The sequence below is a fragment of the Mycobacterium adipatum genome (assembly GCF_001644575.1).
Lineage (GTDB): Bacteria > Actinomycetota > Actinomycetes > Mycobacteriales > Mycobacteriaceae > Mycobacterium > Mycobacterium adipatum.
On sequence record NZ_CP015596.1, the window covers coordinates 4,992,091 to 5,015,556 of the forward strand.

Sequence of the window (23,466 nt, forward strand, 5' to 3'; positions counted from 1 at the left end):
GGGACAGCAGTCCCGCCGACGACACAGTGGTTACATTCAGCGAGGTCAGTGGGCTATGCGCATCGTTTCGTTCGGCTTTCAAACCTGGGGCGTCAAGACGCTGCAGGCGCTCATCGACCTCGATCACGATGTCGCACTCGCCGTCACGCACCCGGCCAGCGAGGATTCCTACAAAGGCATCTTCTCGGATTCGGTCGAAGAGCTCGCCCACAGCTACGACATCCCGGTCCATCTCACCGAGCGCGTCGACAACGACACCATCGACCTGGTCAAGCGCTCCGAACCCGACGTCATCGTAGTCAACAGCTGGTACACCTGGATGCCGCCCGAGCTCTACACCCTGCCACCCCACGGAACGCTGAACCTGCACGACTCGCTGCTCCCGAAGGGCACCGGCTTCTCCCCCGTCATCTGGTCGCTGATCAGCGGTGAATCCCAGATCGGCCTCACGGTGCACCGGATGGACGAAACCCTGGACACCGGTGACGTTCTGGTGCAGCACTCCCTGCCGATCGGCCCGAACGACACCGGCACAGAACTGGTCGAGCGCGGTATCGAGCTGATCCCGGGCGCGCTGAAGGAAGCCCTGGCCGCCCTGGAGTCCGGCAACCCGCAGTGGCGGGCACAGGACCGGGCGTCGCGCACCTACTTCCACAAACGCTCCGAACGCGACAGCCTGATCGACTGGACCTGGCCAGCCGAGGATCTGGAGCGGCTGGTGCGGGCGCTGTCGGATCCCTACCCGGCGGCATTCACCTTCTACCGCGGCGAACGGATCGAGATTCTGGCGGCGAAGGTCTCCGAAATCCGTTACGGCGGAACGCCGGGACGCGTCATCGTGCAGGAGGGCGGCGGCGCGGTGGTGTCCGGGCCGCTGGCCCACCGCGGCAACAACCTGGGCCTGGTGATCACCCGGGTCCGGTCGGCCGACGGCGTCGAACACCGCGGCGACACGTTCTTCCGGCGCGGCGGCTACCTCACCGGCCAGCCGTGATCACACGAGCTTGAGCCGCATCGCCGCGGCGGTCGCCGGCCCCACGATCCCGTCGACCTTGAGGCCGCCGAACCGGCGCTGGAATTCCCTTACCGCTCTTTCGGTTTCGACGCCGAACACGCCGTCCACCACCAGGTCCCCGGCGTAGGCCGCGTAGGCCGCCTTGAGCCGGCGCTGCAGTTCGGCCACCTGGGTACCCCGGCTGCCGCGATACAGCAGGATATCGGCGTACTCGCCGACCGGCACCGGAGGCCGCGGGGTGGGCACCGCGCCGATGTCGGCGCTGCGCTGTTCGGCGATATCTCGGCGCAGCAGATCCATATCGATCCCGCCGGGATCCCATTTGCCTTGCGCCCGGCCCGCGTACTCCTTGTGACCGATGGTGCGCGCCGCGTTGTGCCCGAGTCTGCGGTTGATCGCCGCGCAGCACCGCACCAGCGCGAAGTACTGTGCATCCGGCCAGTTCCGGCGATGCGGGGCCGAGGGGCTGGTGCCGCTGTTCGCGCATTCGATGCCGATCAGGTGCCAGTTGCCCATGTTGGCGGGCACCCAGGGGTACATGCCGACGCCGGCATGCCAGGCCACTCCCGCGGCCACCACGGTGACCGTCCCGTCCCGGGCAATGTGCACCTGGGACAGCGGCCCAGCCAGATCGGGCCGCCCCTCGGCGATGGACGCCGCGCTGGCCCGGTCCGAGCCGGTGTGGTGCACCATCACCCCGCGGATGTCCTTGAACGTGCCGTGCCCACGCTGACGCCAGCCCGGGAACTCTGTGACGTCCAGCCCTTCGGCACGCAGCGCCTCGGGCAGCCACGTCGGATTCCCGGTCTGCGGTCGGACCTGTGGCAACGTGCCCCTCAGAGCACCTTGGACAGGAATTCCTGCAGCCGAGGGTGTTTGGGATTTCCGAAGACCGCGTCGGGACTGTCGTCCTCGACGATGTTGCCGTCGGCCATGAAGATCACCCGCGAGGCGACTTCCCGCGCGAAGCCCATCTCGTGAGTGACCACGACCATGGTCATACCGCCGGCGGCCAACTGCCGCAGCACCTCCAGGACGTCGCCGACCATCTCCGGATCCAATGCGCTGGTGGCCTCGTCGAACAGCATGATCGACGGGTTCATCGCCAGTGCCCGCGCGATCGCGACACGCTGCTTCTGCCCCCCGGACAAGGTGGCGGGCTTCACGTCGGCCTTCTCCGCCAGGCCGACCTGAGCGAGCAACTCCCGGGCCTTCTTCTCCGCGGCTGCCTTGTCCATCTTCTTGGTCAGCAGCGGTGCCAGCGTGACGTTCTCCAGCACCGTCATGTGTGGGAAGAGGTTGAAGTGCTGGAACACCATGCCGATGTGCTGACGGACCTTGTCCAGGTCGACCTTCGGGTCGGTCAGGTCATAGTCGTCGACGGTCACCTTGCCGCCGGTGATGTCCTCCAGCTTGTTGAGGCACCGCAGGAAGGTGGATTTACCCGAGCCGGACGGCCCGATGACACAGACCACCTCGCCCTCGCTGATGGTCGTGTTGATGCCGTTCAGCACGACGAGGTCACCGAAGGACTTCTTGAGTCCTTCGATGCGGATCTTGACCGTTCCTTCGGGCTGGGCGGACGCCTCTTCGGTTACCAGCTCACTCATTTCACGAGCCGCCTTTCCAGTCGGTCCGAGAGTTTGGTCAGCGCCATGATGACGATGAAGTAGATGATGCCGACGATCAACCACATCTCGAAGGCCTTGTAGTTGCCTGCGATGATGATCCGGCCGCTCTGCGTGAGTTCGGCGATGCCGAGCACCGACAGGATCGAGGTGTCTTTCAAGGTGATCACGAACTGGTTGATGTAGGACGGGATCATGGTGCGGATCGCCTGCGGGAGGATCACCTTGCGCATCGTCGGCAGGTATCCGATGCCGAGACTGCGCGCGGCCTCCATCTGACCCTTGTCCACCGACAGGATGCCACCCCGCACGATCTCGGTCATATAGGCGCCGGCATTGAGCGAGAGGGTGATGATGCCGGCGGTGACCGCCGACATCTGAAAGCCCAATGCCGTGGGTATACCGAAATAGATGAAGAACGCCTGCACGATCAGCGGTGTGCCGCGGAAGATGTCGACGAACGTGGTGCCGATGGCGCGCAGCCAAATCGACCGCGACACCCGGGCCAGGCCGAAGATCACGCCGAGGATCAGTGCGAAGAAGATCGACGATACGGTCAGGATGATCGTCATCTTGAGGCCCGCCAGCAGCATCGGCGCCGTGCTCTTGATCAGCCCGAAGAACGAGCTGTCGCTGGTGGCCGCGCCCTCACCGAGGTAGGTCGCCAGGATCTCGTCGTAGCGACCCGACGCCTTGAGGTTCTCCAGCCCGGCATTGAACTTCTGCAACAGCTCGGCGTTCTGCCCCTTGTTCACGGCGAAGCCGTAGCCGGTCGGATCTTCCTTCGGCGTCACGGTTTTGAATCCGTTGCCCTGCGCGATGGCGTAGAGCAGCACGGGGTAGTCCTCGAAGGCCGCCACCGAGTTGCCGGTTCGCACCTCGTCGAACATCGTCGACGAGTCGGCGAACGAGACCACCTCGAAGCCGTACTGGTCTTTGATCGAATTCGCGAAATCGGCGCCCTGGGTGCCGTTCTTGACCGAGACCCGCTTGCCGCGCAGGTCCTCGTAGGACTTGATGTCCTCGTTGTCCTCGAGCACCGCCATCTGGATACCGGACTCGAAGTAGGGTTCGGAGAAGTCGAAGACTTTCCGCCGTTCATCGGTGATGGACATGCCGGCGATGACACCGTCGACCTGGTTGGCCTGAACGGCCTGCAGTGCCGCGTCGAAGCCGAGCGGCTTGATGTCGACGTTGAAGCCTTGATCCTCGCCGATCGCCCGGATCAGATCCATATCGATGCCCACGAAATTGCCGCTGGCATCCTGGAATTCGAACGGTGCGAAGGTCGTGTCGGTGGCGATGGTGTAGGTCTCGCCGTCGGCGGAGGCGGTGGCCGGTGCGAGCAAGGCGCTGCCGAACAGCCCGATCAACAGACCTGTCAGCAACACTGCGAGCCGCCGCCCGGGCCTGGTGGGTGGTTCGGGCCGACAGCCCGACGACGTTTCGGCTCGCATGTTGATCTCCCGTCCGCAGTGCCGTGACCGAATCACGCTATCGCTGCGGTGCGTCATGCGGGGGATCTCCAGCCAATCTCCACGTCCGCTCCAAGCGCTGCCACCGCCACCCCGAGCAGGATCGACGCATGAAAACCCATCCCCACCAGGAAGGAACGCTCATGCGTACCGCATTGCCCGTCGTCATCGCCACCGCCGCCCTCGGCGTGTTGGCCGCCACCGCGGCCCCGGCACACGCCGAGGGCGCGAACGTCACCATCGATCAACTGCGGGCGCAGGGATTCGATGTCCGCGTCACCCGCGTGGGCAGTGCCCCCCTCGACGAATGCACGGTCACCGACATCGGCAACGTGCAGGAACGCAAGCGACTGGTCAACGTGGAAGGTTTCGATGACCGCAACGCGATTGTGCCCGTCGTCGTCGCCCGCACCGTCACGGTGTCCCTGAACTGCGCCCGCTGACGCTCGTCGGGCCGGGCCACAGCGGCACGCAGGTGACCACACTCGACCTCTGTGCATAGGTTAGGCTAACCTGCCCAACCATTCACCGCCCGGTCAAGTGCGGGGTCACTCGTCGGAGGTCCAATTGCTCGGCAGCGTTTTCCGGTTCCGGCGCCATGATATCGGCGAGCACCACGCCGCCAAGCGGCGTGCGCGCAGGCAGGTGGCGATGACCACGACGCTCGCGGCAGTGACCACGATCGCGCTCGCGCTCATTACCGCCGCGCGGTCCCGCCGTGACCACCCGATGGACCACGCCGACGAGGACGTCGCGAGCGCACCGCTGCAGCCGATCCCACAGCCACCCGCGCAGGATGACCGACCGCTTGAATATCGCTCGATAGCAGCACATTTCGCGGCAACCGCCCACAGCGTTCCGGACCGGGTTGCCCTGCGCACCGCGACCGACACGGTAACCTACCGGGAACTGCTGCACGCAGCGCAGGCGTCGCGACCACGTTCTGGCGACGCTCGCAGGGCAGCGGTATTGCCCGCCCCGCTGACACCCACGACCGTCGCGACCGCGCTGGGCCTGTTCGCATCCGGGACACCGGTGGTCGCGCTGGATCCGGCGACACCTCAGAACCGGGCACAGAAGATCACCGCAATCCTCAACGAGCACGGATACCGCCCCTGGCACGTCGAGGTCCCCGTCGACCTGCCCCGGGAGCCCGATGCCGAGGCACAGTGGGGCGCCGGGCCCGACACCGACGATATCGCGACCATCCAGTTCACTTCCGGATCCACCGGCACGCCCAAGGCGGTGCTGCATCCGAATGGGTTGTGGCTCGCGGATGCCCAACTGCTCAACGACCGGTTCGGCCTCGGCGACGGTCGACGGGTCGCGCTCTGCCTGCCGATCAGCTTCGCCGCCGGTCTCAATGTGCTGATCGCCGCCCTGCTGGGCGGAGCCGAGATCGTGACGGTCGATCCGCAGCAGCATTCCGCGCGTGCGGCATTCGACCGAATCGCCGATAACGCCGCGGAGGCGATCACCTGCACACCGGCGTTCGTCGATGCCCTGCACACCGCCGCGCGTGGAGCCACCCTTCCCGCGGTGCGACGGATCGTATGCACCGGCGAGGCCGCGCATGCGCGCCACGTGCGATTGGCCCGTGAACTCGCCCCGCACGCGGTGTTCACCAACTGGGCCGGTTCCACCGAGACGCTGGCCATCGCGAGCTATGACATTCCGCCGGGCGCTCTGTTGCCGCACGGGGTGATACCCGTGGGAGTTCGGGCCCCGCACAAACAGATCGACATCGACGAGCACGGTGCGGTGTCCATCACGTCACGCCATCTCGCATTGGGCTACCTGGATCCGACGGCTTCGGCTGCCGTGTTCACCTCCCACCGCGACGGTGGCCGAACCTACACCGGCGGTGACACCGGCCGCTGGGACGAGCAGGGCAATCTGGTGTTGTCCGGCCGGGCCGACGCCACCGTCAAGGTCAGGGGTTACCTCGTGGAACCCGCCGAGATCGAATCCGCGCTGTTGAGTTACGACGATATCCGCGAAGCCGTCGTGGTGGCCGATACCAGCGCCGCCACGTCCCTGGCCGCCTACGTCGCCGCGGATCCCGACGCCCGCACGCCCGCAGTGGCCGAGTTGCGCACCCGCCTACACCGGGACCTGCCCGCCTATATGGTGCCCAGCCATATCGTGGTGCTCGGTGCCCTGCCGCGCGGCGACCGAGGCAAGATCGACCGGGCGGCGCTGCCGCCGGTGAGTCGGCCGGAATTCGAACCTCCTCGCGGAGAACAGGAATCGTCCATCGCGCGGCTGTGGTCAGAGGTGCTGCACATCGAGAAGGTCGGACGCACCGATGGCTTCTATGCGCTGGGCGGGGACTCCCTGAGCGTGACCCAGATGCTGGCCCGGGTCACCGAGGTGCACGGTGTCTCGTTGAATCCGTCGGATCTGGCAGGTGCACCGACCGTGGCCGAGTTCGCGCAGAAGCTGACGACCTCCGGTACCGGTGTCCTGCCCGCCACCACGGTCGCCCTTCGGCCGCGGTCGCCGAATACCGTTGGCGAGCCCATCTTTTGCTTCTCCGGTGCCGGCGCGTCGTCACTGTGTTTCGTACCCTTCACCGAGCGAGTCGGGGCGAAGACCGCGGTGTACGCCTTGGAGCCCAAGGGCCTGGAAAGGCGGGCGATCCCCGATCTGTCGGTGCAAGCTGCGGCCCGGCGCCACGTCGGGAACCTCCGACGGATCCAGCCACGCGGCCCCTATATTTTGGTCGGCCATTCACTGGGCTCCCATATCGCGCTGGAAGCCGCTCGTCTGCTGGAGAGCTCCGGCGAGACGGTCGAACTGCTCGTGATGCTGGACCCGTGGCTGTCACCGCAGGCGGCCAAGCAGGCGGGCGCCGGCCTGCCCGATGTGCGGGTGACGATCCAGGAGACGATGCCAACGGATATCAAATCCTGGTGGGAACACCAGAAAACGGTGCCGTTGGCGGGCTTGATCCTCGGGGACCATCAGCGCAAGACCGCGGCGATCGAAGAGGTCGGCATCATGACCGGCTTGCGCTACGTCCCGCGCCCGTGGTCCGGACGCGCGCTGGTGGTGTTGAGCCACCTCAACAAGGACGATCCCCGACTGTGGCCTCGTATCATCACCGGTGACCTGACCATCCGGCATCTGGAATGCACCCACATGTCGATCGTGCGCGAACCGCATATCGGTGCCGTGGTGACCATGATCGAGGAGTTGCTGAGCACCTGACACGCACGCATCGGGAGGGCGGCACCGCCGCCCTCCCGATGTCCACTAGCTGGCTGTAGGTCGAGTCAAGGGGTGTGGAGGCCGTAGTGGGCCGACGCCCCGGGGCGGGGCGTGATGTCTGTGGTCGGTGGTGCTGCCGAGTTGAGGGCGGGTGCCTGGCGCCCACGCTGACTTATGCAACCTCGGTGTGGGTTATCTGGCGTCGTTCGGGCTGCCGTGGAGGCGAAGGGCCGGGTGCCAAGCTAGCGTCGGCGTGACCGGTGGGGGCCCGCCATAGCGGATACGGCATCTGATCCGGCCCTTCGTCCCGTCCTTCTAGCGTGGCACTACTGACGGGGTTGTGGAAGGGTCTGGTCGGTCCTTTCGCGTTGAGTGTGCGGGGTCTAGGCCCAGCGGGCTGCCTCGTAGGTGGCGTGGTCGCGGACGAGTGCATGGGCGATGCGGTTGGCGCGATGGGCCAACGCGCAGGCGACGATGCCGCCGGGCTTGCCGCGATCTTTGAGCCCCTGGGCGTAGTTCTTGGCGGCCGGCTCGTTGAGCCACAGGCCGATGCCTAGGTCGATCAGGGCGCGGCGCAGTGCGACGCTGCCTTCGCGGCTGATACCGCCGTCGCGGCGCTTGTGGGCGGATTCGTATTGCATGGGGGACAACCCCGACGCACGGTAGATCTGCTGGGGTCCCGGCCAGCGTTTCGGATCACCCAGAGCGGCAGCGTAATTGGATGCCCGCACCACTGCCCAGCCTGGCACCGAGGTCAACGTTGCATATGGGCTGCGCGGTAACAGTGATCCCAGCGCGGTCTCCGCGGACTGAATCTGGTCGTCAAGATCGCCCAGCAACACCAGATCGGCGGCCAGTATCCGACGCGCGATCACGGCGTCGCGGGTCGGCAAGGCGTCATGGGCCGCAGCGACCAAGCGCTCGACGACGGGGCGGCGCAGTTGCAGGTCGCGGGTCGCGGCGAAGCGGATCAACCGGTTGACCCCGAGCCCGGCCAGGCGTGCCGGGTCGGTGAACTCGGCGGCCACCAGCCGGCCGATCTTGGTGGCCAGCACGTCGGGCAGAGCCAGGGTCAGCCCGGGAAAGGCCCGGTCGAGCTGGCCGAGCAGCTGATTCTTCGTCGCGGTACGCGTGGCGACCCGCCGGCTCCGATGCACTGCCCAGGCGCTGATCTCACCGATCACGACATCGCGATCGGTGACCGGACGCCCGTAGCCGGCCAGCACCAGCTCGGTGATCGCTTCCAGGTCGATGACATCGGTCTTGATCCGGCGCCGTCCCTGCACGCGGCGCTGCTCAGCGACCTGAGCGGGGTTGAGTTCCAACACTTCCCACCCATCGGGCCATTGATGGTCGAGCACCGGTCGGTGATAGTGGCCGGCCGCCTCCACGCCCACCTTGACCTGCACCGCGGCAGGTGCGACAGCCATCGCGCGAGCCGCCGCGGCGGTCAGGCCCGATCCGGTCATCGCGAATTCCGACGGCGCGAGCAGCCGATGGCGAGCCGCGTCGGTCACCGAAAGCACAGCTGAGGTCTTGCCGACATCGACGGCAACGACGATCGTGGACGACGTGACTGGCGCTACATGCACAGACACAACAACACCTCCGGGGTGTGTCAGGAGGTCCGCGTGCGTCAACACACGGACCCCGAAAAGGAATCAGTTACAGATCCCTTCCTGACACCTCCGGAGGCATTTGAGAAGGACTAACTCGATCTATATCAGCGGAACAGGTTGCCGATATTGCGTGCGAGATTGCGGCCCGCGGTTCCGGCGTTGCGCGCCAGGTTGTTACCCGTCCGGTTGGCGTTCTGCACGACGTTGTCGGTGAAGGTGCCGCCGTTGATCAACAGGTTCGTCCCGACACGGCCGAGATTCTGCTGCACATCGCTGCCCACCTGTCCGGCGTTGCGCTGCAGATTGCTGCCGAAGCGGCCGATGTTGCGCACCAGGTTGTCGCCGAACTCCCCGATGTCCTCGGGGGTGACGGCGGTGGCGCTCACCCCGGCGCTGCGCTGCTGTGCGGCGACGTGCGCATCGGCGGCACTCGTGTCGGCCGATGCCGTCCCGGCGCCCGCGAGCGCAACCCCGAGACACATCGTCGCGGTGGCGCCGGCCATCACCATTGACTTGATCATTGCGGGTTTCCCTGACCCTGTGCGATCCATGATTCGTCTCCCCTCCAGCAAATTCGACACGAACAGGCTGAAGTTAACACAAAAAGTATCGCGCGCGTCATATCGCACCGGGACAATCCGCGCACGAAATGTCACGTTTTCAGCAGCATTCCGCTTTGCTGCCCGCGCCGTCAACGGCTAGCTACCCGCGGCGGCGGGCCGCCGAAACATCGCATCTGAACTGGAACAACAACGATCATGAAACACAGCAAGTATTTACCAAAGCGACAATTGAAGCTTCACCAGGAAATAGGGTGGCGGCGGCCACGACTGGCGCTATCGCCACCCCAGTGAAGGCGCCGGCCGCCCGCGGCGCGCACGACCCGATATCGGCTCGACAGCAAACCAATCGAGGGAAAAGGCAAAACGGGCAGCACCCCAAGCCACTGCCCGAACGCCGACGACGGGCAGGGGAACGTCACCACTGCCCGTCGTCGACCGAATTCTGGCTAGTCGCCCAGGATGTTGCCGACGAACTCGCCGAGGTTCTGCTGTGCGTTACTGGCCGCGGTGCCCCCGTTGACCAGAACGTCCGTACCGACCTGTCCGAGGCCCTGCTGCGCATCACTGCCCACGGTGCCACCGTTGATGAGCAGGTTGGTGCCGACAGTGCCCAGGCCCTGCTGCGCATCGCTGCCCACCTGCCCGAGGTTGCGCTGCAGATTGCTGCCGACGGTCCCGATATTGCGCTGCAGATTGCTGCCGAACCTGCCGATCCGCTGCAGCGGCGACTTGCTGGTGCTCGAGCTCGAGCTGGATGCGGTCTGCCCCGTCTCCGCATACGCGGCGCCCGCACCCGCGGTGGCCACACCCATGGCCAACGCGATTCCGCCCCCGGCCACGGCTGTCGCGGCGATCATCCTGACGGAGGTTCCCTGACGTCCCAACATGTTGATCTCCCTTTCAGCAAATTCCCCAACCAACATCGAGAAGCTACCACGGCAGTTGCTTAGCAAACTAGTACCCTCGGCAAATTTTCTGAAATTCCGATTGACGTTGGCGAAAATTTGTTTGCCCCGTCATTACCCGTAGCGCGGCGGCGAAACCTCGGCGGCGATGCGGCAGCGGTCCGCACGGTCGCCTAAAATAGGCACGTCAACGGTATTTTTGGGGCTGTACAGCTGGCGCGCGGACGGCGCTGGGCACGCGCATCGGACCCGAGCGTGGCATTAGCCTCCGCCAAGGCCAGGCAGAATCCGCCAGCATCTATCCAGCATTTGCCCACTGACCGTCAAGATCAGTGATTCTCGGCGTGCAGCAAACTAAACATCACATTCGCGCATCTTTTGTCCCAATGCCGAAGTACGTGCCGCAGGTCCGGGTGCGAGCGGGCATCGGACGCGAAGAAGCCGCCCGGACACCAAAGGTCGCCGGGCGGCACTGCTGGTCGTCTACTGGGTGCGATACACCTTCACGCCCACGAACGGCCGCCACGTCATGACGCCCCGTTGGAACGTCACCCTGGTCGCGCCGTTCACCCACTTCTCCGAGGACGTCGCCAATCCCAGATCCGGGGTCCACTTCTTGGCGAACTCCACGCTGGCCGTCTGCACGCCGGTCTCCGGCGAATACCAGACCCGGAACGGCTGCCACCCGCCGAAATCCTGGAAGCCGTCCTTGAAGGACGTCTTGGGCAGGATGTTCTTCCTGCGTACCAGGTCCGCAACGGGAGTGGGCGACGCCACGAACGTGCCCGGCGATACCTCCCAGACCGTGCCGAGGGCGCGCAACTGCGTCGGGATCTTGAAGGGTCCGGTGAACACCGGGCTGAGTACCTCGCCGAAGCTGGGGTCGGTGAACGCCGCGAACCGCTGGTAGACCGCGCCGGGGCCCGGTGGCGACGCGACCACCTGCTGCGCGGTCTTGGGAACCCAGTCGGACCGGTAGAGGCCGAACCGGTCGTCATCGGAACTGCTCGAGCTGTTGAGATCTCTTGTGGTGTAGAGCATCAGCGGGCCGGCATACGGGAGCTCGCGCCAGGTGCTGATCATGTCCGAGATGAAGGCCGCCTGCGTCGCCTCGTTCACCCGATTGGTGGGGGCGCCGTACTCCGAGACCCAGATCTTCTTCGCGGCGTCGCCCTGTTCCAGCATCACCCTGCGCATCCGGACCAGTTGGTCCACCGGGGAGTCCGCCTGCAGCATGCCCTGCGAGAACTTCATGGTGTAGCTGTAGGGGTGATAGGACAGCGCGTCGAAGAACGGTTTGGCACCCGCGGCGTACATGCGGGTCAGAAACGTGACCGGATCGATCGTCCATGAGCCCCAACTCTTTCCGGAGCCCAGGACGCCGCCCACCACAATCGCGGCCGGGTCGGCGGCTTTGATCCGCGGATAGGCGGCCTTCAGCAGATCGGTATATCCGGCCGGATCCGGTTTCGGGTGATAACCGAATACGCCATTGGGTTCGTTCCATATCTCGTACGCCGCAATTTTGCCTTTGTACCGTTGCGCGACTTTCGCCGTGAATTTCCCGTACTGCTCGGGTGAGGCCGGACGTCCGTGCGGGGGCAGCGCGTTCCACGCCTTGGCCCACCACGGGCTCGAGGTGATGGCGCAGATGATCGAGATGTTTGCCGCTGCTGCCGCAGCGACGACCCTGTCGGATCGCGACCAGTCGTAGCGGTTCTGCAGCGCCTCGACGCCTGCCCATGGGATTCCGATGCGCACCGTGCGGATATTGTTCTGGACCCAGCGCTGCACCGTGGCCGCGACATCGGCGTCGTTGTAAAAGTAGACCTGGGAGTCAGCGAAGCCCAACGTGGTGGCTGAATTACTCAACGGCGCCACGTCGTCGGTGATGACTTGGCGGTGCCGCTGCGACGTGGGAGTCGCCACCAGGGCGACAACGCAAAGCCCAGACACAATGGCGCCCAACGCTGCGCGCATTAATTTGCGGCGCCGGAATAATCTTCCGCCGCGCACTGTGCTCTTAAACATCGCCGACCCTTCTCAATATCAGGTTATTTGTAACGGAAGGGCCATCAGAACCACCGCACCCAATTCGGCGTGTCGAAAACCCCCGGTCACGGTCCGGATACGGTGTGGATATGCGGATCGGTGTGGTGTTTCCCCAAACGGAACTGGGCGGCGATGCCGGCGCGGTGCGCGCTTACGGCCAACGGGTCGAAGAACTGGGTTTCACCCACGTCCTCGCCTACGACCACGTCGTGGGGGCTGACCCGGACGTACACGCCGGATGGTCGGGGCCCTACGACGTGCACACCACCTTCCACGAGCCCCTGGTGATGTTCGGCTATCTGGCTGCCATCACCACGACCGTCGAACTGGTCACCGGAGTGGTCATCCTGCCCCAGCGCCAGACCGCCCTGGCTGCCAAGCAGGCGGCGGAGGTCGATCTGCTGAGCGGCGGGCGACTCCGCTTCGGCATCGGGATCGGCTGGAACGCGGTGGAGTACGAAGCGCTCGGCGAGGATTTCGGCAACCGCGGCAAGCGGTCCGAGGAACAGATCGCCCTGATGCGCCGGCTGTGGACCGAGCAGTCGGTGACCTTCACGGGCCGCTATCACCGCGTCACCGGCGCCGGCCTGGCACCGTTGCCGGCGCAGCGGCCGATCCCGGTGTGGATCGGCTCGGCGTCGGACGCCGGCTATCGGCGCGCCGGCCGGATCGCCGATGGCTGGTTTCCGATGATGGCGCCCGGCCCCGGTCTCGACCGTGCCCAGGCCGTCCTCTCCGAGGCGGCCGAGGCCGCGGGCCGGGATCCGTCCGCCATCGGTATGGAAGGGCGGGCCGGCTGGCGAGGTGACGATGACGCGACGTTGCGCGAGGTCGGTGCCTGGGCGCAGGCCGGTGCGTCACACCTGTCGATCAACACGATGGGCGCGGGACTGCGCACCGTGGACCAACATCTCGATGTGCTGGCCCGGTTGTCCGCGGCGCTGCCCGAATCATGACCCCCGCGGGCGAATCCGCGGCCGGCGGTTCGCCGGCGACCGATCGCCCCGCGACGGATCGGGTGGCATCGCTGACCGGGTTGCGCGCGGTGGCGGCGCTGCTCATCGTCGCCACCCATGCGGCCTTCGGAACCGGCCATCTCGATGACGGCTATCTCGGTCAGCTCTACGCGCGGCTGGAAGTCGGCGTCCCGGTGTTCTTCGTTCTGTCGGGTTACCTGTTGTTCGGGCCCTGGGTCGTGGCCGCGGCCCAGGGATCCCCGCCTCCCTCGGTGCACCGCTACGCCCGTCGCCGGGTGCGCCGCATCGCGCCGGCCTACATCATCACGGTGCTGGCCGCCTTCGCGATCTACGAGTTCCGCTACGCCGGACCGAATCCCGGCCACAGCTGGCTGGGACTGCTGAAGCATCTCACCCTGACCCAGATCTATCCGCCGCTGTACTACGCCGAGATGCATCAGGGGCTGACCCAGATGTGGAGTCTGGCAGTCGAAGTCGCCTTCTATGCGGTGCTGCCGTTGCTGGCCGGGTTGCTGCTGTCGGTGCTGTGCGGCGGGGTGTGGCGACCGGGTCGGCTGTTGGCGGCGCTGGCCGCGCTCGGCGCAGTGACACCGTTGTGGCTGCTGCTGCCGCAGGTCACCGACGTGCTGCCGCCGTCGGCAACCATCTGGTTGCCTGCGCATCTCATCTACTTCATCGGCGGGATGTGCCTGGTCGTGTTGCGGGAACTCGGCATCGGATGCCGCGCCGCCATCGCGCTGCCGATCGCGGTGGCCGCGCTGTTGGTGGTGGCGCTGCCGATCGCCGGTGATGTCACCGCCCCGGATGTCGAACCATGGCAGCGGATGCTCAAGACGATCCTCTACGCGGTGGTGGCCGTGGGCCTGCTGGCGCCGCTGGTGCGCGACACCGGCAGCGGGTACGCACGCCTGCTGAGCGCCCGGCCGGTGGTGTGGCTCGGCGAGATCTCCTACGAGATCTTCCTCTTGCACGTGATCGCGATGGAGTTCGCGATGGCCGAGGTATTGCGCTGGCCGATGTTCACCGGCTCGATGCCGGGACTGTTCCTCGTCACGACGGCGATGACGGTGCCGCCGGCGTGGCTGTTGCACCGCGCTACGCGGGTGCCGACGACGTTGAACTAACGACGTCGAACTAACGACGTTCAACTAATCACGCTGCGTGACAACATCATCGGACGGCTTGGAGCGCTGCTGCCACGGCCACCGCCCGCTGATCTCCACTTCGAGGGAGAAGCTGAGGAAGGTCCGGATCAACACGATTCCGGCCAGCACCACCACGCTCTGCCAGGTCGGTGTCAGAGCTACCGTGCGGATGATGTCGGCGGCCACCAGGAACTCCAGGCCCAGCAGGATCGAACGGCCCAGCTGTTCCCGGAAGTAGCGGTAGGCGTCACCGGACCGCCCCGCCATCTTGCGGATGGTCACGACACCGGCGAGTATCGCGCCCACGGCGATCACCGCCACGCCGATCCCGTCGATCACCTTGCCGACCGTCTCGATGACCTCGTAGAAGCTCATGGCGCAACGTTAGGGGCAGGGCATCAACCGCCGCACCGTGTCCCGGGAATCGGTGCGCAACAGGTATCGCCACGCCACGCGTCACGCCCCTCCTTGACGGCGACGGCGGCGATCACCAACGCCGCGAGCGGGTCGGCCCACGACCAACCGAAGGCACGTTTGAGCACCAGACCGGCCAGCAGTACGCCCGACAGGTAGGTGCACAACAACGTCTGCTTCGAATCGGCGACCGCCGACGCCGAACCCAGTTCGCGGCCGGCCCGACGTTGCGCCCATGACAGCACCGGCATGATGACCAGGCTCAGCGCTGCCAGCGCGATCCCGACGACGGAATGCCGGGCCTCCTGCGCACCGAGCAGCGAACGCACCGCGTCGACCGTGACGAAGACCGCCAAACCGAAGAACGCGAAAGCGATGATCCGCAGGGCTGTCTTCTCGCGGGCTTCGGGATCTGGACCGGCGAACTGCCATGCCACGGCTACCGCCGACGATACTTCGATCACCGAGTCCAGCCCGAAACCGACCAACGCGCTGGAGGACACCCGTGTGCCCTCGGTCAGGGCCACGACCGCTTCGATGACGTTGTAGGAGATGGTTCCCGCCACGAGCCAGCGGATCCGTCTCGACAGCAGCGCCCGGCGCTCGGTCCCGAGAACGCGCCCACCGGCCATCAGCGGCACCCGCATCCCGCGCCGTCGACACCCGCGCAGCCACACCTCGGGTCGACGGCCAGCACCAGGCCCATCAGATCGGTGAGTGCATCACCGATGCGGCTGTCCGCCAGCTCATACCGGGTGCGGCGCCCCTCGGGAACGGCAACCACCAGCCCGCACCCCCGCAGGCACGCGAGGTGGTTGGACAGGATCTGGCGGGAGACCCCCAGTTCCTCGGCGAGCTCGGACGGATAGCCGGCGGCCCCGTTGAGGCTGAGCAGTATCCGGGTGCGCGTGGCATCCGAGAGCGCATGCCCGAAGCGGGCCAGCGCGTCGGTGTGCGCCAATGTTCGCATGGCCGAGATAGTACATCGAATTCTGTACTAAGTCTTCACCGCCAGTCGCGAAAGGCCGCCAAGAGCCGCTCCCGGAACGCCGGGTCCAGCTGCCCGCTGTCCACCTTGCCGAGGACACCCACGGTGCTGCGCAGCTGTTGCAGATAGTTGTGGCAGCCTTCGCACTCGCCCAGATGGCGGTCGAAACGCGCCCGCGTATCCAGATCCAGCACACCGTCGAGGTAATCGGTCACCAGTTCCACCAGTCGGATGCAATCCAGCGATTCGGCATCGCTCATCGCGACTCCTTCAGATAGTCCTCAAGCGTCTGCCGCAGCGCGGCGCGGCCCCGGTGCAACAGCACGCGTTGATTGACCGCACTGATCTCCAACAGCGCGCTCACCTCCGCGGCCGTCATGCCCAGCACATCGCGCATGGTGAGCACGTCACGCTGCCGCGCCGGAAGTTTGTCGAGTTCGCGTCGGGTCACGGCCAACAGTTCGTCACCGAGCACCGACCCCTCGGGAGTGTCCGGAAACGGTGCCGGCGCTTCGTGTTCCTTCCAGTGACCGTCCCACTGCCGACCGTCCGCACGGAACCGGGCCGGGTCGACCGTGCCGCCGGTGAACGCCGTGATCTGGACCTCGATTTCCCTGCGCTCACGCTTACCACGCGTCTTGGCGATGTTCACCAACACCGTGAAAAGCCATGTGCGCAAGGAGGATCGGCACTCGAAGGTGTCGATACCCTTGAGCAGCGCGATCCAGGTCTCCTGCACCACCTCTTCGGCGATCTCGCGGCTGGCCACGTAGCCGCCGGCCACCCGCAGCATCGACGGAGTGTGCCGCTCGACCAAGGCCGCGAAGGCGGCCTCGTCGCCGAGCCGCAGCGCGGCGACGAGGCTGTCCTCATCAGCTGTCGATACCGTCATGGCGGTGTCAGCGTAGGACTGGAAGCTTGTCCGCGCGCTCGGTTTGCCGGCGTGCGGCGGCCAGCGAATCGGCGAGGGTCCACAGCGATATTCCGAGCAGGGCCGCGTCTTTGATGAGGAACTGCCCTGTCGAGGACAGCACCGGGAAGCCCCCGGCCGAGGCCTCACCGACTCCCGGGGTCGTGAACAGGAAGCTCAGCGTCGCCGTGAACAAGCCCACGGCCACCACGCTGCCCACCGCCGAGATCCGCGGCAGCCACGGCTTCACCGCCAGCAGGGCGGCCGTTGCGAGTTCCAGCAGACCGAGCAGTGCGGAGAAGGCCGTCACCGGGAGGATGTCGTACACCCAACTCATGAGCGGACTGTTTTCGACCAGCGGCTGGATGCCGTGCGCCTCGTAGGAGGTGAATTTCAGTGCACCGATCCAGGCCAGCACCAGCACCAGGCCGTATCGTGCGGCGTTGCCGCCGATATCGGCCAGCGCCGACTCGGCACGGATGAATCGCGCTTCGCGCGTGATGGTCATGGGTCACTCCTTTGCGTTCCGGTCATCGGTTACGCAAAGGGAGTGTGGCCTCGACGGCCAAGCGTTACAGACCGCCGGGTGCTACTGGGTAGCGGCGCTACGGCGTACCCGACTGCGGCAGCGGCGCCACGTCCGCACGCTGGGCACTGATGAGTTCGACGCCGTCACCCACATCGACGGTGACGACCTCTTCATGTTCATGCGGTTGATCGAAGAACGGGAGCCCGAGCAGTCCGCGGAAGTCGCCGGTATCGACGAAGGTGTGCGCCCGGGCGAACAGCGGTTGCACGTCGAACACCCGCACCCGGAGTTTCTCGCGGCTGAGCCTGCCGAGTTCCCGGCCGGATTCGGGATCGGTGATCACCTGACCGGTGCCGGAATGCACCCCGAAGATCATCCCGGTGACCACCCCGGACTGCGCGCCCCGATTGATGACCAGGGTGTAGTCGTCCTCGATCAGCGCGACTTGTCCGCAGATCGGTTGCGCGCTCACGAAGCCGCCGCGGAACCGGCCTGGATCCGGGGCCGCAACCGGTAGGCGTCGACGTGGACGGGTTCGGCATCGCGCTCGCTGTCGTCCTGTTCGGTGCCCAGGGCGAGTTCGACGGCCGTTTTCGCCTGGAAGAGCGCGATGACCGCCTGCTGGTGCCGTTCGGACCCGAGGGAGTTGAGCGCGAGCGTCAGCTTCCTGTCCACATAGCCCACCGAACGGGACAGCTCCGATTCGGCGGCGGCCGGTGCGGCAGCGTTCCTGGTGAACCAGCGGTGCCCGAGCGCGCCGAGAGCGATCGCGCTGACCGGCACGACCACCACACTGCAGATCAGCCCGAGCGTGCCCGTCGCGGCGATGGCACCGACGACCCCGACCAACATGGTCAGGGCCAGGACGGCGAGCAGTTGCAGGGCAGCCGGCACCGCCTCGATCGCACGCCCGATCTGCGCGAGCGCGCGGGCGATGAATCGCGCGCCGCCCGCGATCGCCCTCGTCGCGGCGGTCGCGGCGGTCCGGGAGGTCTTGGCGGCGGTGCGGCCGAACTCGTCGACCTGCGTGCGACCGATCGGAGACTTCGGCATCGACCACGACCGCTGCCGGCCCGCGGGACGCGCGGGAGCAGGCGGCGCAGTATCGGCAGCGGTCGCGGCCTCTGCGCCTGTCTCCTGCTCCACCGAGGGGTTCACATTGATCACATTTGTCTCAGCAACCACACCCGTATCATCCCCCGGACCGGCCGCGATCGGCTCGTGGCGCGCCGCGTCAGAGCCGAATCCACTGGCCGAGGAACCAGAATCCCCAGCCGTCGCCGTTACCCGCGCGCATCGGTTCGACACGCTGCCCGTTGTGCATGAACGGCTGGTGGTCATTGCGGGCCTGGTCGATCCCCCGCCGCTGCCAGTCGTTGTTCTGCGGCGCCGGGGCGCAGGCCTGGGCGTTGGGTTGCCCGCAGGGACGCCCGGGGTCGGCGCCGGCCGTACCCGAACCGACGCCCAGCAGACCGGCCAGGGCGATGCCACCGGCGAGGATCGGGGCGGCGGTCCGACACGAAAGCAACATGTGCGACTCCATTCGATCGTGTGTGTTCACGCGGCACCTCACCGCCACACGAGAAGGACGCTATGGCCGCCGATTGGGTGACCACTGTGCTGAGGTTAGGCGCCCGCTGTGCATCCCATAACGGAATGAAATGCGCTCGGTAACAGACTTGTTGAGCGCTAGCTGGCTGTAGGTCGAGTCAAGGGGTGTGGAGGCCGTAGTGGGCCGACGCCCCGGGGCGGGGCGTGATGTCTGTGGTCGGTGGTGCTGCCGAGTTGAGGGCGGGTGCCTGGCGCCCACGCTGACTTATGCAACCTCGGTGTGGGTTATCTGGCGTCGTTCGGGCTGCCGTGGAGGCGAAGGGCCGGGTGCCAAGCTAGCGTCGGCGTGACCGGTGGGGGCCCGCCATAGCGGATACGGCATCTGATCCGGCCCTTCGTCCCGTCCTTCTAGCGTGGCACTACTGACGGGGTTGTGGAAGGGTCTGGTCGGTCCTTTCGCGTTGAGTGTGCGGGGTCTAGGCCCAGCGGGCTGCCTCGTAGGTGGCGTGGTCGCGGACGAGTGCATGGGCGATGCGGTTGGCGCGATGGGCCAACGCGCAGGCGACGATGCCGCCGGGCTTGCCGCGATCTTTGAGCCCCTGGGCGTAGTTCTTGGCGGCCGGCTCGTTGAGCCACAGGCCGATGCCTAGGTCGATCAGGGCGCGGCGCAGTGCGACGCTGCCTTCGCGGCTGATACCGCCGTCGCGGCGCTTGTGGGCGGATTCGTATTGCATGGGGGACAACCCCGACGCACGGTAGATCTGCTGGGGTCCCGGCCAGCGTTTCGGATCACCCAGAGCGGCAGCGTAATTGGATGCCCGCACCACTGCCCAGCCTGGCACCGAGGTCAACGTTGCATATGGGCTGCGCGGTAACAGTGATCCCAGCGCGGTCTCCGCGGACTGAATCTGGTCGTCAAGATCGCCCAGCAACACCAGATCGGCGGCCAGTATCCGACGCGCGATCACGGCGTCGCGGGTCGGCAAGGCGTCATGGGCCGCAGCGACCAAGCGCTCGACGACGGGGCGGCGCAGTTGCAGGTCGCGGGTCGCGGCGAAGCGGATCAACCGGTTGACCCCGAGCCCGGCCAGGCGTGCCGGGTCGGTGAACTCGGCGGCCACCAGCCGGCCGATCTTGGTGGCCAGCACGTCGGGCAGAGCCAGGGTCAGCCCGGGAAAGGCCCGGTCGAGCTGGCCGAGCAGCTGATTCTTCGTCGCGGTACGCGTGGCGACCCGCCGGCTCCGATGCACTGCCCAGGCGCTGATCTCACCGATCACGACATCGCGATCGGTGACCGGACGCCCGTAGCCGGCCAGCACCAGCTCGGTGATCGCTTCCAGGTCGATGACATCGGTCTTGATCCGGCGCCGTCCCTGCACGCGGCGCTGCTCAGCGACCTGAGCGGGGTTGAGTTCCAACACTTCCCACCCATCGGGCCATTGATGGTCGAGCACCGGTCGGTGATAGTGGCCGGCCGCCTCCACGCCCACCTTGACCTGCACCGCGGCAGGTGCGACAGCCATCGCGCGAGCCGCCGCGGCGGTCAGGCCCGATCCGGTCATCGCGAATTCCGACGGCGCGAGCAGCCGATGGCGAGCCGCGTCGGTCACCGAAAGCACAGCTGAGGTCTTGCCGACATCGACGGCAACGACGATCGTGGACGACGTGACTGGCGCTACATGCACAGACACAACAACACCTCCGGGGTGTGTCAGGAGGTCCGCGTGCGTCAACACACGGACCCCGAAAAGGAATCAGTTACAGATCCCTTCCTGACACCTCCGGAGGCATTTGAGAAGGACTAACTCGATCTATATCAGCGGGGCGCGGCGGGGGGTACCGGTGGCGGCGAGTAGATGGGCGGGATCACATACACCGGGCCCGACGCGGGCTGACCGCCGTCGGGTTGATTCAACGCGGGCGGCTGCAGCGGCGGTGGCGGCGCGCAGTTGGCGCCCACCAGTTCACACCATCGGGCTTCCACGTCCTGGGTGAAGCCCTCATCGGCGCAACCGGCCGCCGACCACACCATCAGCACACCCAGCAGAACTACCGGAATCGTCCGCACCGCTGCCCCCCTCGCATGCCCAGGCCTGCCGAACGCTATGGTCACACACCCGCGGCGATCTGCGGGAATCTGCGATTGATCCCGTCGATCATGCCGTGCAATTGGTAGAGCTCCTTGCGCAACTGGGCGGTGTTGACCCGGTGGGCACGGGGGGTCGAACCGGCGGGCCGGCGCGCCACCCGCGCCTCCTCGTCCTCGATCTTGCGGGAGATGTCCTCCACCTGTTCCCACAACGCCCGAAGCAGCAGCCGCGCCTGCGCAATGTTCGCGGTTTCCTCGCTGTCGTTCTCGGCCATCGTCGTTATCGTCGCACCTGCGTGGGGCGCGGCGCCAACGAACGCTGAGCGCCCTTCTCAGCGTCCACGGCCCAACCTGGTGCCGCGCGACGCGGCCGCCTGCTGGCCGCGAAACCGCGGAACGGCGGCCAGGGAGAGGCTAAAGTTTGCTCAATTGACGAGGGAGGCAATTGTGGCGGGCAAGCACCAGGTTCGGCGCGAGGCTCGGCACCGGCGCCGCCGGCGGGCCGAGGACCTCCCGGTGCGGCACTGGCTCGCCGCGGGTGCCGCGTCGGCCGGGATGGCCGCCTCGCTGTGGGGGCTCTCACTGGCGGTCCCCGAGCTCGCGGTGGCCGCCGCCGACGATGGTGTCTCCGCGAGCTCGGACAGTTCCGGGAGCGCGGGTGAGTCTCGGAGCGGCGACACCGCCACCACGAATCCGACCGGCAGCGCCGGGTCCGCCGGCACCGCGCAACGCACCGATGATGCCGACGACACCGACCCGTCCGACGAGGCCGACGAGCCGCTAGCGACACCGAAAGATCGCGATTCCGCCGCCGATCTCGGCGGCGACACCGACGAGCCTGAAGAGGCTGAAGAATCTGAAGAGCCGAGCGTCTTCACCGATGCGGCCGAGCGCAGAACACAACAGGTTTCGGCCGCCACCGGCGATCGGTCCGAGGGGGCCGACACCGAGACGAGCGAGGCCACCGTGGCCGACGTCGCCGACGTCCAGCCGCCGTCGGTCACCCCGGTCGGCGCGGCGGCCCTGCCCGACCCGGAGCCGCCCTCCAGCGATGTCGAGGTACTGACTCCCGCCCAGTCCGCGGTCGTCTCACTCGACGGTCCCAGCTTCGGTCGGCAGTTGGTCGCCAGCCAGATCGCGGCCCTGATGGGCACCGGTAAAACCCTCATCTCGATACTGCCGGTCGCCGCCCCGGTCAAAGGCTGGCTGTATGACTCGCTGGCCGGCACGCGCCGAACACTGTTCAACCAGGCTCCGTGGTTCAGCCCCACCCAGATCACGGCGGACGGTGATCTTCCGATCGTCGGAACGCTCGGCGCGGTCGACCTGGAGGGTGACCGGATCCGGTACAGCATCGTCACCGCGCCGCTGTCGGGCACCATCGTCATCGCCGACGACGGGACATTCACCTACACGCCCAATAGCGGGTTCACCGGAGTCGACAACTTTGTGGTCGCCGCGACCGACCTCGGCACGCACATCAACCTGCTCGACCCGTTCCGCAGCGCCAGCACCCGCGCATCGCTGTTGGTGAATCAACGAGCGGTCACCTTCATCTTCAACTACACCAGCGGCTCGCAGTACTGGACTGCCGACGCGCGCAGCGCCCTGCAGCGGGCCGCCACCAATCTGATGAGCCAGTTCGTCGTGACCACCCCGGTGGTCGTGACCTACGACATCATCGGTGAGAACGACTTCAGCTCGGGCAATCTGGCGTCGGCACACAGTCCGCTCATCGGGTCCGGTGCCGGCTTCTTCCCCACCGTCGTGCAGCACAAACTGCTCACCGGGGTCGACGCGAACGGCGCCGCGGCCGACGGTCAGATCAACTGGAACTTCGCCTACCCCTGGGCCTTTGGCGATTTCGTGTCCGGCCTGCAATACGATTTCACCACCGTCGCGATGCACGAGTTCGTGCATTCGCTCGGCTTCATGTCCTATGCGCAGCCGTCCACCACCGGCACCCAACGATCATGGACGCTCTACGACAGCTTCCTGCGCACCGCGAGCGGCGCGGCCCTGATCGGCAATGATTTCCGGGTGGTTTCGGGCCTGGCCGGCAGCCTCACCGGCGCCGGCGGCGGGGTGTACTTCGGCGGCGCCGGCGCGGTGTCCGCCTACGGCACGCTCGTCCCGCTGTATGCACCGACGACGTGGGCCGAGGGCAGTTCCATCTCGCACCTGGACGGCACGGTGTTCACCGGGCCGGACCGACAGATGATGAACCCACAGGTGCCGTCAGGTCCCGGGGAACGCACATTGAGCGCCGTGGAACGCGCCATCATGGCGGACTTGGGTTACACCCTCGCACCGATCGATGTCACCTCGGCCTTCACCCTCGTGGGGTTCGTCTTGCTGCGGCGCCGGCGCGCGCTGAACTGAGTCCCGACGGC

At 66.6% G+C, this 23,466-nt stretch carries 25 protein-coding genes; 6 read left to right on the forward strand and 19 right to left on the reverse strand.

Going from position 1 to position 23,466, the window contains the following annotated elements; genetic code table 11:
• Positions 1–55 precede the first annotated feature (55 nt).
• A complete protein-coding gene (locus tag A7U43_RS23710; RefSeq protein WP_067999932.1) occupies positions 56–994 on the forward strand; it encodes a methionyl-tRNA formyltransferase in 939 nt (312 codons plus the stop codon).
• On the opposite strand, the gene A7U43_RS23715 is transcribed toward A7U43_RS23710, so the two are convergent.
• The 3 genes from A7U43_RS23715 to A7U43_RS23725 are packed head-to-tail and all read right to left on the reverse strand — an operon-like array spanning position 995 to position 4,100.
• A complete protein-coding gene (locus A7U43_RS23715; protein ID WP_067999934.1) occupies positions 995–1,843 on the reverse strand; it encodes a peptidoglycan recognition protein family protein in 849 nt (282 codons plus the stop codon). It lies immediately after the preceding gene.
• 8 nt (positions 1,844–1,851) lie between these two features.
• Positions 1,852–2,625, reverse strand: coding sequence for an amino acid ABC transporter ATP-binding protein (locus A7U43_RS23720; RefSeq protein ID WP_067999936.1), 774 nt, complete (start codon positions 2,623–2,625; stop codon positions 1,852–1,854).
• Positions 2,622–4,100: an amino acid ABC transporter substrate-binding protein/permease gene (locus tag A7U43_RS23725; protein WP_067999938.1), complete on the reverse strand. Its 1,479-nt coding sequence runs from the start codon at positions 4,098–4,100 to the stop codon at positions 2,622–2,624. Before A7U43_RS23725 ends, A7U43_RS23720 begins: the two co-directional genes overlap by 4 nt.
• A gap of 161 nt (positions 4,101–4,261) precedes the next feature.
• On the opposite strand from A7U43_RS23725, the gene A7U43_RS23730 reads away from it, so the two are divergent.
• On the forward strand, positions 4,262–4,561 hold the full coding sequence (locus A7U43_RS23730) for a hypothetical protein (protein ID WP_068003600.1): 300 nt from the start codon (positions 4,262–4,264) through the stop codon (positions 4,559–4,561).
• Positions 4,562–4,769: 208 nt separating this feature from the next.
• Complete coding sequence (locus A7U43_RS23735) at positions 4,770–7,331, forward strand: alpha/beta fold hydrolase (protein WP_156526008.1); 2,562 nt, start codon at positions 4,770–4,772, stop codon at positions 7,329–7,331.
• Between the two features lie 383 nt (positions 7,332–7,714).
• Here the strand turns inward: A7U43_RS23735 and A7U43_RS23740 are convergent, their stop codons facing one another.
• The 4 genes from A7U43_RS23740 to A7U43_RS23755 form a co-directional block, all read right to left on the reverse strand.
• On the reverse strand, positions 7,715–8,929 hold the full coding sequence (locus tag A7U43_RS23740; protein ID WP_067999940.1) for an IS110 family RNA-guided transposase: 1,215 nt from the start codon (positions 8,927–8,929) through the stop codon (positions 7,715–7,717).
• Between the two features lie 125 nt (positions 8,930–9,054).
• Complete coding sequence (locus tag A7U43_RS23745; RefSeq protein WP_067999943.1) at positions 9,055–9,471, reverse strand: hypothetical protein; 417 nt, start codon at positions 9,469–9,471, stop codon at positions 9,055–9,057.
• 488 nt (positions 9,472–9,959) lie between these two features.
• Entirely contained in the window at positions 9,960–10,400 is a 441-nt protein-coding gene (locus A7U43_RS23750) for a hypothetical protein (protein ID WP_156526009.1), read from the reverse strand.
• A gap of 501 nt (positions 10,401–10,901) precedes the next feature.
• Positions 10,902–12,347 (reverse strand): cellulase family glycosylhydrolase, encoded by a 1,446-nt coding sequence (locus A7U43_RS23755; RefSeq protein WP_197499903.1) that lies wholly within the window; start codon positions 12,345–12,347, stop codon positions 10,902–10,904.
• A gap of 212 nt (positions 12,348–12,559) precedes the next feature.
• Between A7U43_RS23755 and A7U43_RS23760 the strand changes: the two genes are divergently transcribed.
• The gene (locus A7U43_RS23760; protein ID WP_067999949.1) at positions 12,560–13,426 is read left to right on the forward strand and encodes an LLM class F420-dependent oxidoreductase; all 867 of its coding nucleotides are present in this window, start codon (positions 12,560–12,562) and stop codon (positions 13,424–13,426) included.
• Positions 13,423–14,571, forward strand: a complete 1,149-nt coding sequence (locus tag A7U43_RS23765; protein WP_067999951.1) for an acyltransferase family protein — start codon at positions 13,423–13,425, stop codon at positions 14,569–14,571. The genes A7U43_RS23760 and A7U43_RS23765 overlap by 4 nt, the downstream gene beginning before the upstream one ends.
• A gap of 24 nt (positions 14,572–14,595) precedes the next feature.
• Here A7U43_RS23765 and A7U43_RS23770 read toward each other — a convergent pair whose 3' ends face one another.
• The 12 genes from A7U43_RS23770 to A7U43_RS23825 form a co-directional block, all read right to left on the reverse strand.
• A complete protein-coding gene (locus A7U43_RS23770) occupies positions 14,596–14,967 on the reverse strand; it encodes a DUF1622 domain-containing protein (protein WP_067999952.1) in 372 nt (123 codons plus the stop codon).
• Between the two features lie 23 nt (positions 14,968–14,990).
• On the reverse strand, positions 14,991–15,638 hold the full coding sequence (locus tag A7U43_RS23775; RefSeq protein WP_068003603.1) for a cation efflux transmembrane domain-containing protein: 648 nt from the start codon (positions 15,636–15,638) through the stop codon (positions 14,991–14,993).
• Complete coding sequence (locus tag A7U43_RS23780) at positions 15,638–15,976, reverse strand: ArsR/SmtB family transcription factor (protein ID WP_067999954.1); 339 nt, start codon at positions 15,974–15,976, stop codon at positions 15,638–15,640. Before A7U43_RS23780 ends, A7U43_RS23775 begins: the two co-directional genes overlap by 1 nt.
• 35 nt (positions 15,977–16,011) lie before the next feature.
• Positions 16,012–16,254 carry an anti-sigma factor family protein gene (locus tag A7U43_RS23785; RefSeq protein ID WP_197499904.1) on the reverse strand — a complete coding sequence of 81 codons (243 nt, stop codon included), beginning with the start codon at positions 16,252–16,254 and terminating at the stop codon, positions 16,012–16,014.
• Positions 16,251–16,886 (reverse strand): RNA polymerase sigma factor, encoded by a 636-nt coding sequence (locus tag A7U43_RS23790; protein ID WP_067999957.1) that lies wholly within the window; start codon positions 16,884–16,886, stop codon positions 16,251–16,253. The genes A7U43_RS23785 and A7U43_RS23790 overlap by 4 nt, the downstream gene beginning before the upstream one ends.
• A gap of 7 nt (positions 16,887–16,893) precedes the next feature.
• Positions 16,894–17,412, reverse strand: a complete 519-nt coding sequence (locus tag A7U43_RS23795; RefSeq protein WP_067999959.1) for a YkgB family protein — start codon at positions 17,410–17,412, stop codon at positions 16,894–16,896.
• Between the two features lie 97 nt (positions 17,413–17,509).
• The gene (locus A7U43_RS23800; protein WP_197499905.1) at positions 17,510–17,905 is read right to left on the reverse strand and encodes a hypothetical protein; all 396 of its coding nucleotides are present in this window, start codon (positions 17,903–17,905) and stop codon (positions 17,510–17,512) included.
• Positions 17,902–18,618: a hypothetical protein gene (locus A7U43_RS23805; RefSeq protein WP_067999961.1), complete on the reverse strand. Its 717-nt coding sequence runs from the start codon at positions 18,616–18,618 to the stop codon at positions 17,902–17,904. The genes A7U43_RS23800 and A7U43_RS23805 overlap by 4 nt, the downstream gene beginning before the upstream one ends.
• Before the next feature lie 49 nt (positions 18,619–18,667).
• The gene (locus A7U43_RS23810) at positions 18,668–18,964 is read right to left on the reverse strand and encodes a hypothetical protein (RefSeq protein ID WP_067999962.1); all 297 of its coding nucleotides are present in this window, start codon (positions 18,962–18,964) and stop codon (positions 18,668–18,670) included.
• Positions 18,965–19,460: 496 nt separating this feature from the next.
• Positions 19,461–20,675, reverse strand: coding sequence for an IS110 family RNA-guided transposase (locus tag A7U43_RS23815; protein WP_067999940.1), 1,215 nt, complete (start codon positions 20,673–20,675; stop codon positions 19,461–19,463).
• Positions 20,676–20,800: 125 nt separating this feature from the next.
• Entirely contained in the window at positions 20,801–21,052 is a 252-nt protein-coding gene (locus A7U43_RS23820) for a hypothetical protein (RefSeq protein WP_067999964.1), read from the reverse strand.
• Positions 21,053–21,093: 41 nt separating this feature from the next.
• Positions 21,094–21,348, reverse strand: coding sequence for a hypothetical protein (locus A7U43_RS23825; protein WP_082902278.1), 255 nt, complete (start codon positions 21,346–21,348; stop codon positions 21,094–21,096).
• 172 nt (positions 21,349–21,520) lie between these two features.
• Between A7U43_RS23825 and A7U43_RS23830 the strand changes: the two genes are divergently transcribed.
• The gene (locus tag A7U43_RS23830; RefSeq protein WP_067999966.1) at positions 21,521–23,455 is read left to right on the forward strand and encodes an Ig-like domain-containing protein; all 1,935 of its coding nucleotides are present in this window, start codon (positions 21,521–21,523) and stop codon (positions 23,453–23,455) included.
• Positions 23,456–23,466: the final 11 nt, after the last annotated feature.